The organism is Flavobacterium sp. KH_035 (assembly GCF_057839565.1).
Genome location: NZ_CM174492.1, coordinates 1549215 through 1563277, shown reverse-complemented (window position 1 = coordinate 1563277; position 14063 = coordinate 1549215). Strand labels below are relative to the sequence as shown.

Below are 14063 nucleotides of genomic sequence, written 5' to 3'. Positions count from 1 at the left end.
ATGGCAAAAAACGACAGCTTATGATAACCGTTTCGACCGATAAAACTAAACTTGATGTTCCGTTTATACAAAATTTCCTGAAGGATATTTACTGGGCTGCCGGAAGAACTATTGAAGAAGTTCAAACTACCATAGCCGCTTCTGTTTGTTTTGGAATTTACCTTAACTACAAACAAATTGGCTTTGCAAGAGTTATTACAGATTATGTGGTTTTTGGATATGTAATGGATGTTTTTATTACCGAAGAACAGCGTGGCAAAGGGTATTCGTCTGTTTTAATAGAAGCGATGATGAATGAACCTATTTTAAAAGACATTCAAATATGGAGATTAGCGACTACTGACGCTCATTTTTTATATGAGAAATTTGGTTTTACCGCCTTACAGCATCCCGAAAAAATGATGGAAAAGAAAATAGTATGAAAACAATAATCAAACTTGAAGAATTAGGAATGTTCGTTCTCGGAATCTATCTGTTTAGCCTTTTAAACTATCAGTGGTGGTGGTTTTTAGTCTTCATTTTGGCTCCGGATCTTTCGATGATCGGCTATGTATTTAATTCTAAAATTGGAGCTTTTTTGTACAACTTATTCCATCACAAAGGACTCGCGATCTTAGTTTATATAGTGGGTTGTTATTTAAAATTTGAATACATTCAGCTTATCGGAGTTATTTTATTCTCGCATGCTGCAATGGATCGTTTTTTTGGTTATGGTTTGAAATATCAAAAAGGTTTTAAGTATACACATTTAGGTGAAATCGGTAAATAAAAAATAATATGAATCTGGAAACGTACTACGAATATTGTCTTTCAAAAAAAGGTGTTAGCGAACATTTTCCTTTTGACGAAGACACTTTGGTTTTTAAAGTTGGCGGAAAAATGTTTGCATTATCCTCCTTATCACAATGGGAAAAAAACGAACCGTCGGTTAATTTAAAATGTGATCCGGAACGCGCTCAGGAACTAAGAGCCGAATATGACGAGATCAAACCCGGATTTCACATGAGTAAAGTGCATTGGAATACCATTGCTCTTAATGGCAATTTACCGACCTCTTTCATCAAAGAATTGATCGATCACTCGTATGAGTTGGTTTTCAAAAGTTTGACAAAGAAAATTCAGAATGAAATTATCGAATTAGAAAATTAGGCATTACATTTGCAGCATAAGACAAAAAACTTAGCAACACAGTTACAGTGTAACTTAGCAATTTATCAATCATGAAAGAACAATTTAAAAAATTTCTGAACGAAGAACAAGACCCTAAAGCGATTGAAAAAATCACTTCAAAACTCAATGATTTATTGATGAAAAACGAAGAAGTTGGGTACATCGCGGTTCAAAAAAAACCAGCAATTACTGTTTTTCCGGATAGCATAATCTTAACCAATAAACGTATCATTATTTGCAAACCTAAAAACTTAGGTCTTTCGATGGATTTTACAGATTATACCTGGGATGATATTGCAAGCACTTTTGTAAAAGAAAACATTTTAGGTTCTGAATTTTCATTTGGCACCAAAACAGATCTGGCAATTTCAATAGATTATATTCCGAAAACTCAGGCAAGAAAAATTTATACTTATGCTAAGGAACAATTGGATTTATTGAAAAACCCTGTTGCTACTGAAGCTCCTGCAGTAGAACCAGTGCAAATCGTCGAAGATGATTTTGAAGACGACGTAGAAGAAGTTGAAACGGAAGAAGTTACCAGTTTTGCCGAAATTTTACCTGCAACAACTCCTTATGAAACTTTTGAGCCTATTCAACCTACTCAGGCTTCCACCGGAGATCGTAAATTGAGCGACTTGTCTAAAGAGGAACTTTTTGACAAACTGCAGAATTATAAAAAACTGCTTGACAATGGTTTAATCATGCAGGGAGAATATGACACTTATAAGAAAGAAATTTTAAGCTATATGTAAGATGTAGTTTGTAAAATGTGAAAAGTAAACTGTAAGATATTAGTTGACTTCTTACTCAAAATAAAAAAGCCTTAAGTTCTATCTGAACTTAAGGCTTTTTTACGTTTTAAAGATCATTTTTACATCTTACTTTTCACATTTTACTTCTTACAGATCACATTTTACAAAGTAGCTTTCTGTTTCTCTACAAAACTATTAGACTGCAATTCGAGTAATTCCTTTGCGTTTTTACGCTGCAAATCGTAGAGGCCTCTATCTCCGGCAATATCAGCATAAACCTTATCGTGCATTTCGGCGCTGGTTCTAACCAATAATTCACGTTGGTATTTGTTTTGCTCCAAAGTGGCTTTCATTGCTGTTTCGGCTTCTCCCTGTTTAAAATCAAACTCGCCTTTAGGGGCTAATAATTTCGCTATAATCGGGGAAGTTTCGATTGCTAAAAACAATAACATTATAAAAAAAGACGGGAGCCACGGCAATTTATTCAGTGCATTAATACGCGCCATTAAACCGTCAAAGCCTTCAATGATGGGCTGCGTTTGAGTGACTTTTTTATCTAAATCTGCCTGCAATTGTTTTCCTGCTTTTTCTTTCTCAGCAATTTTGGCTTCGTTAGTAGTCTTTAATGCTGCAAATTCTTTTAGAGCTGCATCGTGTTTCTCTCGTTTTTCTTTATAAACCGGTCCTTTTCCAAGCTTTTTGGTTCCTGAAGTTCCTTCGGCTTCTGTGATATAAGTCGAATACAAAGCATTTACTTCTTTTTCCTTTTTGACAATATCATTTTTCAACACTGCAATCTCAGCCTTATTTTTATCTAAATCCGATTTGAAATAATTACCTACCTGCTTTTTGTTTGCCAATTCCATTTCATTTTTTTCTTTCAATAAAACAGTATTGATTTCTTTTTCGAAGATTTTAATCTCCAAAGGCTTCGAAATTACAATTGCAATAATAATTGCCAGTAGGATTCTGGGAGTCGCCTGAATAAACTCATCCATAAAACGATCTCTTTTTTTAATCGTCGAAACTATAAATCGGTCCAGATTAAAAATGAGTAAACTCCACACAAATCCAAAAATTAAAGCTGGATAAATAGAGTCAAAAACAGTAAAAAGTGCATAAGCACTGGCCAGAAAAGCCATAACTGCAGTAAAAAAAACGGTGGCGCCAATACCAACATATTTGGTTTGTTCGCCTTCTGAACAGCCTTCGAGCAGGTCCCGATCGGCTCCTGAACAGAGGATAAAAAATTGTTTTAACATGATTGATGATTTTTGATTGATGATTATTTTATCAACTCGTCCTTTGGACTTGTGTGATACGGCAAATTTAACGCCAAAAAATTAAATTCTAAGTTAAATAGTTCATTTGTTTTGAGTTGGCTTCCTAAAAAACATTTTTACAATAAATGTTACTTTAACATTAATCTATTTTTAATGTTGGATACGAATCATAACACTATGTTAATTCTTTTCAAGTCCTTTAATAACATTTAGGTTCTAGTTTCGCAGCAAATCAAACTAAAACACAAATGAAAAAGATTTACTTAATAGTAACATTCCTGTTTTTAGCCTTGTCAGGTTATGCCCAAAAGGCTATAATCTCAGGAAAAGTATTAGATACTGATGATAAGCTTCCTTTACCGGGAGCAATGATTCAAATTGTAGGTGAAAATAAATATACCGTTTCAGATTACAATGGTCATTTTGAACTGCTTAACATTAATGCTGGTACCTACCAGTTACAGGTAAAATATATTGGATACACTGCCATCACAAAAGAAATTACGGTTGAACAGGGCAAAAATAATGTACTTGATTTTGCGCTTAAAACTTCCGGAACCGAGTTGAACGAAGTAGTGGTTGGAGACATCCTAAAAGGTCAGGCAAAAGCTTTAAATCAGCAAAAAAACAACAAAAATATCGGAAACGTAATTTCATCTGACCAAATGGGACGTTTTCCGGATGCTAACGTTGGAGATGCTTTAAAGCGTGTTCCGGGAATCACCATGCAAAACGATCAGGGTGAAGCACGTAACATCATTATCCGAGGTCTTGCTCCATCATTGAACTCGGTTACTTTGAACGGAGACCGAATTCCATCAGCAGAAGGAGACAACAGAAATGTACAAATGGATTTGATTCCGTCTGATATGATCTCGACAATTGAAGTCAACAAAACCCTGACTCCCGATATGGACGCAGATGCTATTGGAGGTTCTGTAAATCTAATTACAAGAGCTACGCCAAATGGAGAGAGAATCTCAGCAACACTGGCAGGAGGTTATTTACCAATTCGCGAACACGCTTCCTATACCGCTGGATTGGTTTATGGAAATCGTTTTTTAGACAATAAACTGGGAGCTGTTTTTAGCGGATCATATAACAATGTAGATTACGGATCTGATAATATTGAAAACGAATGGGTAAAAGATAAATTCGGAAATGAATATTTACAGGCATCAGAGATTAGAAAGTACGATGTACAGCGTATTCGTCGCAGCGGATCTGTAGCGTTAGACTATAAATTTGATGAAAATAATACCATTTTTGCCAACGCTATTTACAACTGGAGAGACGACAGAGAAAACCGTTTCAGAACTACTTACGACGATATTCAGCCAATTTATAACGGTCAGCAAATTACTGCATTTAAAGGACGTGTAAAACGCCAGACGAAAGGCGGAGTAGATAACGACCGCAACAAAAACAGAAGATTAGAAGATCAGCGCGTTCAGAATTATTCGATTCGTGGAGAGCATTTAATCAACTCTAAACTGGACTTAGACTGGTCTGCCAATTATGCAAAAGCCAGAGAATACCGTCCGGAAGAGCGTTATATAGAATACCGTCAAAAAGGTTTGGATATGACTCAGGATTTATCAGACATTAGATTTCCGTTAATCTCAACAACCGGAGAGGCTCTAAACAAATTCAAATTTCAAACCGCTACTGAAAATACAGATGAAACCAGCGAAAGTGAATTTGGGGCAAAAATTAATATTCGTTTCCCTTTTACAATTATTCCGTCTGAAAAAGGAAGATTGAGAACCGGAGTTAGACTTCGATTGAAAGAAAAAGAAAGAAACAACAATTTCTTTGCTTACACACCCATCAACACCGATATGGCTTTACTGTCGCAAATTTCAAATAGTAATTACGACGGTCAAAACTTTAATCCGGGAAGCAAATATGTACCGGGAAGTTTTGCTTCGGCTAACTTTTTGGGAAGTTTAGATTTAAACAATACTGCATTATTTAACAAAAAAGCGGATCCCGCAGAATTTCTGGCTGTAAATTATAATGCTAAAGAAAACATTTATGCCGCTTATGTAAGATGGGATCAGGATTTTAACGATAAGCTATCTATGGTTTTAGGTTTTCGTGTAGAAAACACTCGTATTGATTATACCGGAAACCGCGTTTTGGATGAAGAAAAATTAGAAAGCCAAATCAATACTACCAACTCTTACACTAATTTATTGCCAAGCATCTCTTTTCAATACAACGCCACCAAAGATTTAGTTTTAAGAGCGGCTGCTACTACAGCTTTGGCAAGACCAGACTACTATGCACTAGCTCCGTATGTAAACAATATCGCTGCCGAAAAAGAAATTATGGCCGGAAATCCGGATCTTGACGCCACTTATTCTTATAATTATGATTTTATGGCCGAAAACTATTTCAAGTCGGTTGGATTAATTTCGGGAGGTGTTTTCTACAAAAAACTAGACAATTTTATTTACAATTACAGCGACAACCAATACACTGCTGCAGAATTTGCTGCTGATTTCCCAAATCAGGTAAATCCAATTCCGACGGGTGAAAACTGGTCATTTTTACAATCCAGAAACGGAGAAACCGTTGATGTTTATGGTTTTGAAGTCGCTTTTCAACGTCAATTAGATTTCCTTCCCGGCAAATTTCTTAAAGGATTTGGTATCTATCTGAATTACACTTATACCAAATCTAAAGCAAAAGGAATTGCAGATGAAGATGGAAACGAAAGAAGCAACATCAGTCTTCCGGGGACCACTCCACATATGTTTAACGGCTCTTTATCTTGGGAAAACAAACGTTTTTCTGCCAGAGTTTCAACCAATTTCACTTCCGATTATTTAGATGAATTAGGTTCAGAATCTTACAAAGACAGTTACTATGACAAACAATTTTTTGTAGATGCAAATGCTTCTTTCAAAATCACACCTAAGCTTCGTCTTTTTGCTGAAGCGAATAATTTAACCAATCAGCCATTACGTTACTATCAGGGTGTTGAAGCACATACCAAACAAGCCGAATACTATCAGGCCCGATACAATTTTGGTTTGAAACTCGACTTGTAATACGCTATTTAAAAATCCTTACATTGGACAGAACTTAACGGTTCTGTCTAATTTTATTAAAATAAATCTATAATGAAAAATAAAACGATACTGGCCTTTTTGCTTTTAAGCACTTTATTTATCGCCTGTAAAGAGGATAAACTGGCACCCGTTGCAGCAAATGCTGTAAAACCAACCGTTATTACCGAGGCCTTACCTCACGACACCGACGATCCTTCGATCTGGATTCACCCAACTGATCCTTCTAAAAGCATCATTGTAGGCACCGATAAAGATTCAGACGGCGCTTTGTACGCTTTTGATTTAAAAGGAAAAATCATTGCAAAATCTGAAGTTTTAAAACGCCCGAATAATGTTGATATCGCTTACGGTTTAGTCGTAGATGGAAAAAAAGTTGACGTTGCCGTAACTACAGAACGGGAATCAAATAAAATAAGAATCTTTAGTCTACCAGATTTAAAAGCTATTGATAATGGCGGAATTTCTGTTTTTGAAGGCGAAGCGTTGCGCGACCCAATGGGAATTGCTTTGTATACACGAAAAAGCGACGGTAAAATTTTTGCTATCGTAGGCCGAAAATCAGGACCATCAGGAAGCTACTTATGGCAATATGAACTTTCGGGGAATGAAAAGTTTGCTACAGCAAAAGTCGTTCGAAAGTTTGGCGCATACAGCGGAAAGAAAGAAATCGAAGCTATTGCGGTTGACAATGAACTAGGAACTGTTTTGTATTGTGACGAACAATTCGGAATCAGAAAATACAAAGCCGATCCGGCTCTTAACGACAACAAAGAACTTGCTCTTTTTGGTAAAACAGGTTTTAAAGCGGATAATGAAGGAATCGCAATTTACAAAAAAACGGATTCTACCGGATACATTCTCGTTTCAAACCAACAAGCGAATACCTTTATGGTCTATCCGAGAGAAGGGGCAAATGGAAACCCAAATAACTATCCTCTATTAGCAGAAATCCCAACATCGACTATTGAATGCGATGGTGCCGATATGACCAGCATAAATTTGGGAGGCAATTTTAAAAACGGTCTGTTTGTAGCCATGAGCAACGGAATGACTTTTCATTACTACGCGTGGGATTTGATCCAGAAACGTATTGATGAGAAGAAATAAGTTTGCAGTTTACAGTCACAGTTTACAGTTTCTTAACTGTGACTGTAAACTGTGACTGTGACTGAAAACCGAGACTGAATACCAAACAAAAAAGCTGTTCATAACGAACAGCTTTTTTTAGTTTGAATTAGTAATCTTCCTTATTCTATAATCGGTGCGCCAGCCAAAATTTCGGCATTGGCAAATTCTTCAAATTTCGCGAAATTAGCTTTAAATTTCTTAGCCAATTCAACCGCTTTTTTATCGTACAATTCAGGATCTTCCCAAGTATTTCTTGGATCTAAGATTTCATTTGGAACGTTTGGACAAGTTTCAGGCTGTGCAATTCCAAATACTTTATGATTTTTAAAGGCAACGTTATCCAATTCTCCGTTTAAGGCAGCGGTAATCATGGCACGTGTGTATTTTAATTTCATACGACTTCCTGTTCCGTAAGGACCACCTGTCCAACCTGTATTGATTAACCAAACTTTTACATCAGCTTCTTCCATTTTTTTAGTTAGCATTTCTGCGTAACGTGTTGGATGTAATGGCATAAATGGTGCTCCAAAACAAGCTGAGAAATTAGGTTGTGGTTCTGTAACTCCTGCTTCAGTTCCTGCAACTTTAGCTGTATATCCCGAGATAAAATAGTAAGCAGCCTGTCCTGGAGTTAGTTTTGAGATTGGAGGCAAAATTCCGAAAGAATCAGCCGTTAAGAAAAATATATTCTTAGGGTTATGTCCAATAGAACCTGGCTGAATATTGTCAATATGAGTGATTGGGTAACTTACACGAGTATTTTGAGTGATTGAAACATCATCGTAATCTACTTCGTTTGTTCCCGGTTTGAAAACCACGTTTTCTAAAAGCGCTCCTTTTTTGATCGCTCTAAAAATGTCCGGTTCATGTTCTTCTGTAAGATTAATTACTTTTGCATAGCAACCACCTTCAAAGTTGAAAACAGTATTTTCTGCAGTCCAACCGTGTTCATCGTCTCCAATTAACTTACGTTGCGGATCTGCTGATAAAGTAGTTTTTCCTGTTCCTGATAATCCGAAGAAAATTGCAGTATCTCCAGCTTCACCAACATTGGCACTACAGTGCATTGGTAATGTATTTTTGAAAACCGGAAGAATGAAGTTTAAAGCAGAGAAAATTCCTTTTTTCATTTCTCCAGTATAACCTGTTCCTCCAATAAGTGCGATCTTTTTAGTAAAATCTAAAATAGCAAAATTAGACTGACGTGTTCCGTCTACAGCTGGATCTGCCATAAAACTTGGAGCACAAACTACTGTCCATTCCGGAGTAAAATTAGCTAATTCTGACTCTTCTGGTCTTAAAAACATATTGTAACAAAACAAATTAGACCATGCTGTTTCAGTAACAACGCGAACATTTAGTCTGTAATTAGCATCCGAGCAAACATAAGAGTCACGAACAAAAACTTCTTTATTCGATAAAAACTGCGTTACCTTGTTGTATAATCTTTCAAAAGCATCCGGTTCAAAAGAAATGTTTACATTTCCCCACCAAACCTGATCTCCGGTAATACTATCTTTTACAATATAACGATCCTGAGGAGAACGTCCTGTAAATTCGCCCGTATTAATTGCCAATGCTCCCGTGGAGTTCTCAACACCTTGACCTGATTGCAAAGTGATCGCATGCAATTCATCTGCAGATAGTTGATAGCGAACTTTTGCATTTTCAATTCCTAATTCTTTCAGCGAAATCGATTGCGTGAAAACTGTGTGACTGTCCATAAATTTTTAGTTGTGTGTGATGTTTAAGAGAAGCAAAATTATATAATTTATTATTAAACCATTAAAAAAATTTAAATTTCACTTTTATTTATATTAATTAAGTAAAATTTAACCTTCCAAAATGAATAAAACAAAAAAATAAGTGCCTCTAATTCATTTTCTTATATCCCTCTAAATGAATTTGTTATATTATTCTCACATTAAAGTAAAAAACAATAGAAACTCACATAAACAAGATTATATGTTATTTATGAGACAAAATTAAAGATTAATTTTTAGATAGAATTTTTTATTCGGTATTTTATGATTTTCTCCTCAAAATCGTAACAAATAACAACGCCCAGGCAATAATTAATAAAAAACCACCCACAGGTGTTGCGAATACGATAATTTTAAAATCAAAAACAGTGAAGCTTTTTGTGGCTAACAAATAGATAGATCCGCTAAAAAGAAGTACACCGGCAACAACTAAATTATAGATTGTTTTAACCGTTTTTTCGGCAATATCTTTTCTGGTCGAAAGAAAAAGTAAAAACAAAGCATGGTACATTTGGTAACGAACGCCAACTTCAAAAGTGTTTAATTCTTCTACAGACAAGTATTTCTTCAATAAATGTGCGCCAAAAGCGCCCAAAATAATAGCCAACATTCCCATAAAAGCTCCTGCCAAAACAATTCTTCTTTTCATATTTTCTATACTTTCGATTCTCACACAAAAATACTTCAATCGTACTTAAAAAGCATTTTACTTTTGAAAAATATTTTTCAGAAAAAAGAATTCCTCTTTTTTTGGGATTAAAAAAAAACATCCAACATTTTTCTGAAATTAAAATTGTTATATATTTAACAATTTAATATATTTGTGTTATAAATATAAAATATGAGACGCATTTTAATCATTGGAGCCGGTAGATCTGCATCGTCCTTAATACGTTATTTACTGGCAAAATCAGAGAGTGAAAACCTACATCTTGTTGTAGCCGACCTTTCTTTGGCCTTAGCCGAAAAAAAGACACAAAAACATCCTAATGCGACTCCAATTGCTTTAAACATTTTTGATACCAAAGAAAGAAAAGCAGCCATCGAAAAAGCCTCTATCGTAATCTCGATGCTGCCAGCACATTTACATATCGAAATCGCCAAAGACTGTCTTCAGTTTAAAAAACATCTGGTTACCGCTTCTTATATCAGTGATGCCATGCAGGCACTTGACGAAGAAGCGAAGAAAAATAATCTGGTTTTCATGAACGAGATCGGTCTCGATCCCGGAATCGATCACATGAGCGCCATGAAAGTCATTGATGAAATCAGAGCCAAAGGTGGCAAAATGCTGCTTTTTGAATCATTCTGCGGCGGCTTAGTAGCCCCTGAATCCGATAATAATTTATGGAACTATAAATTTACCTGGGCTCCTCGAAATGTGGTTCTGGCAGGACAGGGAGGTGCAGCAAAATTTATTCAGGAAGGCACTTATAAATACATTCCCTACAGCGCCTTATTTCGTCGTACCGAATTTCTGGAAGTAGAAGGCTATGGGAAATTTGAAGCTTATTCCAATCGGGACTCTCTTAAATACAAATCCGTTTACGGTTTAGACAATGTTTTAACGTTGTACAGAGGAACCATCAGAAGAGTTGGCTTCTCAAAAGCATGGAATATGTTTGTACAACTAGGTATGACAGACGACAGCTACATTATGGAAAATTCCGAAAACATGAGCTACCGTCAATTTGTGAATTCCTTTTTACCGTATCATCCAACCGATTCTGCAGAAATTAAAACACGACTGATCTTAAAAATTGATCAGGATGATATAATGTGGGACAAACTTTTGGAACTGGATTTATTTAATCCTGACAAGAAAGTAAATCTGCCCAATGCCACTCCTGCACAGATATTAGAAAAAATACTATCCGACAGCTGGTCTTTAGAACCTAATGATAAAGATATGATTGTCATGTATCATAAGTTTGGCTATGAGCTCAATGGAGAGAAAAAGCAAATTGACTCAAAAATGGTTTGTATTGGAGACGACCAAACCTATACCGCAATGGCAAAAACCGTTGGATTACCGGTGGCAATGGCAACACTGTTAATTTTAAATGGAAAAATAACAACTCCGGGCGTACAGCTTCCCATAAAAGAAGAAGTTTATCTGCCAATTTTAAACGAGTTAGAAGAACATGGGGTTATTTTTAATGAGCAAAAAATGCCCTATTTTGGATATAATCCGGATTTGTTCTAAGATCCGGGTTGTTGTTTTTTAGAATTTTTTTTTTAGTTTTTTATTTTATCCGCTTCCAGAACATGGAAGCGGATTTTTTTTGAAAAAGCGCGGAGGTACAGAAAACCAAAATTTGAATCCTGAGCTAATTTGGCTAAAGCCACTCAGCTTATCATTTAAACCTCCAGCTAAAGCTGGAGGCTATTCTATTCAAAAGAAAACCTTCAACTTCTCTCTATCCCTTTGCAACTTTGAACCTTTGTACCTTGTACCTCTGTCCCTTTAAAAAAACCTATTTTTCAGGCTGAACCGTAATTGGCAAACTGTAAATTACTCTAACCGCTTTTCCCTGTTGCGTTGCCGCAGTCCATTTTGGCGAAAGCTTCAGTACACGGATAACCTCATTCCCTATTCCATAACCTGAATCTTTAATTGTTTTGATATCCGACAAACTCCCATCTTTTTCAATAGTGAATTGCATGTATGTTTTTCCTTCAATTTTATTTTTTCCAACTGCTGCCGGCATTTTGAAATTTTTCCCTATAAACTTATAAAACGCTGTCATCCCACCAGGATATTCAGGCAATTTCTCGACATCTTCCAGCACGTAAAGATCTTTCTCTTTCACTTCTGCTTTATCAGACTTTTTTTGAGCTATCGCATTAGTACTAAAAACAAACAACAGCAAGGCATAAATTGTACCTACAGTAAATACTTTCAACACAATTTTAATCGGGGATTCTTTTTTGGTCATCATAAGTAAACGTTTTTTAGTTATTAAATAGTTGATATTACTCGCCAGAGCAACAGCGTTTTTATTCGAAGCAAAATCAAGTAACAAATGCTGATAGCTTTTGATGGCACCAAACTGCACATTTACAGCTTCATCGGCCAAAAATTCATGATTAAGCTTGATGGCTTTTTTATAGAGAAAAAGCAACGGATTGAACCAGAAAACGATCTGCAGTACCTCAACAAAAAGAATATCCAAAGTATGCCTCTGTTTTAAATGTGCTTTCTCGTGAGCTATTAATTCTGAAGGTATTTTTCCGTTTTCGAATTCTGTTTTATTAATAAAGATCGATTCCCAAAAAGAGTATGGCAAGCCGGGCTCCTGAAGCAACACTATCTTTTGCCCATTTACAAACCGTACTTCATTGCGATGTATCCTCTTACTAAACGAATTAAGCCCCAGAACAAACCTGGCCGTCAACACCAAAAATACTGCACTGTAAACTGCAACAATCAAAACCAGCAGAAAATCATTAGCCGAAATTGTACTAAGACGCTCATTGCTTTTTTGAAGTACGATTTCATCTAATTGAACCAACCCAATTTTAGCAGATACAAACGATCCAAACGAGATAAGCTGTAGCGGAATTACAAAACTAAAAACCAAACTTACCAGCAAATAAGCGCGATTAAAACGAAACATTTTCTCGTTTTCCAGTACCGATTTATATACTGCATAAAAAACCAAAAGCAGTATTCCCGATTTTAAAAGATAGCTTATCATTTTTTCTTTTTTTGAATTTCTGAATCGATTATTTTTCTGAGTTCTTCCAGTTCGGTAGTACTTAAATCCGTTTCGGTGGTAAAAAAAGAAGCGAATTGTGATGCCGAATTATTGAAGAAACTACTAATTAACCCATTAACATGTTTAGAGAAATAGGCTGTTTTTTTGACCAAGGGATAATATTCTCTTGAATTCCCAAATTCATTATAAGCAACAAATTTTTTATCGATCATTCGTTTCAAAAGCGTCGCAACCGTTGTTGTTGCCGGTTTTGGATCCGGATACGCTTCCAGCAAATCTTTCATAAAAGCTTTTTCAAGCTTCCAGAGATGCTCCATTAATTGTTCTTCTGAGTTTGATAATTGCATATTCTAAAGGTTCTAAGGTTCTGAGTTACTAAGGTGCTGAGTTTTTTTTGCCACAGATTAAAATGATTTTTATGATTTCTCCTGCGCCACACTAATTCTATATTCTTTGTTCTTTGTTCTTTCTTCTATAATCTTTCTTCTATAATCTTTCTTCTATCCTCTTTCTTCTATCCTCTTTCTTCTATCCTCTTTCTTCTATCCTCTTTCTTCTATCCTCTTTCTTCTATCCTCTTTATTCTTTATTCTCCACCATCCGTTCCGAAATCAACTCACCGTTATCGTATTTCTTAACTTCGATTAATTTCCCTTTATCCGAATAAAACTTCCAATCTCCAAAATAAAACCAATGTGTTTCTACCGAATTGGTTTCAATTTTTGTTTTTCCTTTCGATTGTACTTTTCCGTTTTCGTAATAGTATTTCACAAAGCAGATTCCGTTTTTATATTTTTCTGTTTTATAGATTTTCCCGTCTATATACGATTTCCACTTTTTTACAGGCTGATCGTGTTTGTAGTATTCAAACGATTTGTAAACCGTACTATCCTGTTTGTAATTGTCAATCCAGACACCTTCCCTTTTCTTATTAACAATCTGATTGATCGGTTTGCTTTTGCACCCTAAAAGAACTAACCCACAAAATAACAAGATTACCAGCTGCCTCATTTGAATATTTTTACTCTACAATTATAGATACTGTTCTACAAATGTAGAGTTATTTTTTTAATATGCAAGAATTTTTTGAAAAAGGTGCTGAGATTCTAAGGCGCTAAGGTTCTGAGGGTTTCTTTTTTTGAGGTGCAAAGATTTAAAAAGG

At 35.6% G+C, this 14063-nt stretch carries 13 protein-coding genes; 7 read left to right on the top strand and 6 right to left on the bottom strand.

The features are described 5' to 3' along the window. Window positions 1–20: 20 nt before the first annotated feature. From AC3IS6_RS06910 to AC3IS6_RS06895, 4 genes are all read left to right on the top strand, one after another. Entirely contained in the window at window positions 21–422 is a 402-nt protein-coding gene (locus tag AC3IS6_RS06910) for a GNAT family N-acetyltransferase (protein ID WP_489164234.1), read from the top strand. Beyond that, a complete protein-coding gene (locus AC3IS6_RS06905; RefSeq protein WP_489164233.1) occupies window positions 419–769 on the top strand; it encodes a DUF4260 domain-containing protein in 351 nt (116 codons plus the stop codon). The genes AC3IS6_RS06910 and AC3IS6_RS06905 overlap by 4 nt, the downstream gene beginning before the upstream one ends. A gap of 8 nt (window positions 770–777) precedes the next feature. Beyond that, the gene (locus AC3IS6_RS06900) at window positions 778–1149 is read left to right on the top strand and encodes an MmcQ/YjbR family DNA-binding protein (protein ID WP_173964799.1); all 372 of its coding nucleotides are present in this window, start codon (window positions 778–780) and stop codon (window positions 1147–1149) included. A gap of 71 nt (window positions 1150–1220) precedes the next feature. Continuing rightward, on the top strand, window positions 1221–1925 hold the full coding sequence (locus tag AC3IS6_RS06895) for a PH domain-containing protein (protein WP_489164232.1): 705 nt from the start codon (window positions 1221–1223) through the stop codon (window positions 1923–1925). A 161-nt stretch (window positions 1926–2086) separates the two neighbouring features. Here the strand turns inward: AC3IS6_RS06895 and AC3IS6_RS06890 are convergent, their stop codons facing one another. Beyond that, window positions 2087–3187: a DUF4407 domain-containing protein gene (locus tag AC3IS6_RS06890; protein ID WP_489164231.1), complete on the bottom strand. Its 1101-nt coding sequence runs from the start codon at window positions 3185–3187 to the stop codon at window positions 2087–2089. A 269-nt stretch (window positions 3188–3456) separates the two neighbouring features. Between AC3IS6_RS06890 and AC3IS6_RS06885 the strand changes: the two genes are divergently transcribed. Together AC3IS6_RS06885 and AC3IS6_RS06880 are read left to right on the top strand one after the other, a co-directional pair. Then, complete coding sequence (locus tag AC3IS6_RS06885; protein ID WP_489164230.1) at window positions 3457–6267, top strand: TonB-dependent receptor; 2811 nt, start codon at window positions 3457–3459, stop codon at window positions 6265–6267. 72 nt (window positions 6268–6339) lie between these two features. Next, a complete protein-coding gene (locus AC3IS6_RS06880) occupies window positions 6340–7395 on the top strand; it encodes a phytase (protein WP_489164229.1) in 1056 nt (351 codons plus the stop codon). 140 nt (window positions 7396–7535) lie between these two features. Here the strand turns inward: AC3IS6_RS06880 and pckA are convergent, their stop codons facing one another. Next, window positions 7536–9140 (bottom strand): phosphoenolpyruvate carboxykinase (ATP), encoded by a 1605-nt coding sequence (gene pckA, locus AC3IS6_RS06875; protein WP_263362491.1) that lies wholly within the window; start codon window positions 9138–9140, stop codon window positions 7536–7538. A 301-nt stretch (window positions 9141–9441) separates the two neighbouring features. After that, entirely contained in the window at window positions 9442–9828 is a 387-nt protein-coding gene (locus AC3IS6_RS06870) for a DUF423 domain-containing protein (protein WP_173964805.1), read from the bottom strand. A 192-nt stretch (window positions 9829–10020) separates the two neighbouring features. Here AC3IS6_RS06870 and AC3IS6_RS06865 point away from each other — a divergent pair, with 192 nt between their 5' ends. Beyond that, window positions 10021–11385 (top strand): saccharopine dehydrogenase family protein, encoded by a 1365-nt coding sequence (locus tag AC3IS6_RS06865; RefSeq protein WP_489164228.1) that lies wholly within the window; start codon window positions 10021–10023, stop codon window positions 11383–11385. A gap of 271 nt (window positions 11386–11656) precedes the next feature. Here the strand turns inward: AC3IS6_RS06865 and AC3IS6_RS06860 are convergent, their stop codons facing one another. The 3 genes from AC3IS6_RS06860 to AC3IS6_RS06850 all read right to left on the bottom strand — a co-directional run bounded on the left by AC3IS6_RS06860 (window position 11657) and on the right by AC3IS6_RS06850 (window position 13912). Continuing rightward, a complete protein-coding gene (locus AC3IS6_RS06860; protein WP_489164227.1) occupies window positions 11657–12880 on the bottom strand; it encodes a M56 family metallopeptidase in 1224 nt (407 codons plus the stop codon). Then, window positions 12877–13248, bottom strand: a complete 372-nt coding sequence (locus tag AC3IS6_RS06855; RefSeq protein WP_281923325.1) for a BlaI/MecI/CopY family transcriptional regulator — start codon at window positions 13246–13248, stop codon at window positions 12877–12879. The genes AC3IS6_RS06860 and AC3IS6_RS06855 overlap by 4 nt, the downstream gene beginning before the upstream one ends. 232 nt (window positions 13249–13480) lie before the next feature. Further along, complete coding sequence (locus AC3IS6_RS06850; RefSeq protein WP_489164226.1) at window positions 13481–13912, bottom strand: toxin-antitoxin system YwqK family antitoxin; 432 nt, start codon at window positions 13910–13912, stop codon at window positions 13481–13483. Window positions 13913–14063 lie beyond the last annotated feature (151 nt).

Coding starts and splice junctions, on each gene's coding strand:
- AC3IS6_RS06880 (WP_489164229.1), top strand. CDS start 6,340: ATGAAAAATAAAACGATACTGGCCTTTTTGCTTTTAAGCACTTTATTT.
- AC3IS6_RS06865 (WP_489164228.1), top strand. CDS start 10,021: ATGAGACGCATTTTAATCATTGGAGCCGGTAGATCTGCATCGTCCTTA.
- AC3IS6_RS06900 (WP_173964799.1), top strand. CDS start 778: ATGAATCTGGAAACGTACTACGAATATTGTCTTTCAAAAAAAGGTGTT.
- pckA (WP_263362491.1), bottom strand. CDS start 9,140: ATGGACAGTCACACAGTTTTCACGCAATCGATTTCGCTGAAAGAATTA.
- AC3IS6_RS06895 (WP_489164232.1), top strand. CDS start 1,221: ATGAAAGAACAATTTAAAAAATTTCTGAACGAAGAACAAGACCCTAAA.
- AC3IS6_RS06885 (WP_489164230.1), top strand. CDS start 3,457: ATGAAAAAGATTTACTTAATAGTAACATTCCTGTTTTTAGCCTTGTCA.
- AC3IS6_RS06905 (WP_489164233.1), top strand. CDS start 419: ATGAAAACAATAATCAAACTTGAAGAATTAGGAATGTTCGTTCTCGGA.
- AC3IS6_RS06850 (WP_489164226.1), bottom strand. CDS start 13,912: ATGAGGCAGCTGGTAATCTTGTTATTTTGTGGGTTAGTTCTTTTAGGG.
- AC3IS6_RS06890 (WP_489164231.1), bottom strand. CDS start 3,187: ATGTTAAAACAATTTTTTATCCTCTGTTCAGGAGCCGATCGGGACCTG.
- AC3IS6_RS06855 (WP_281923325.1), bottom strand. CDS start 13,248: ATGCAATTATCAAACTCAGAAGAACAATTAATGGAGCATCTCTGGAAG.
- AC3IS6_RS06860 (WP_489164227.1), bottom strand. CDS start 12,880: ATGATAAGCTATCTTTTAAAATCGGGAATACTGCTTTTGGTTTTTTAT.
- AC3IS6_RS06870 (WP_173964805.1), bottom strand. CDS start 9,828: ATGAAAAGAAGAATTGTTTTGGCAGGAGCTTTTATGGGAATGTTGGCT.
- AC3IS6_RS06910 (WP_489164234.1), top strand. CDS start 21: ATGATAACCGTTTCGACCGATAAAACTAAACTTGATGTTCCGTTTATA.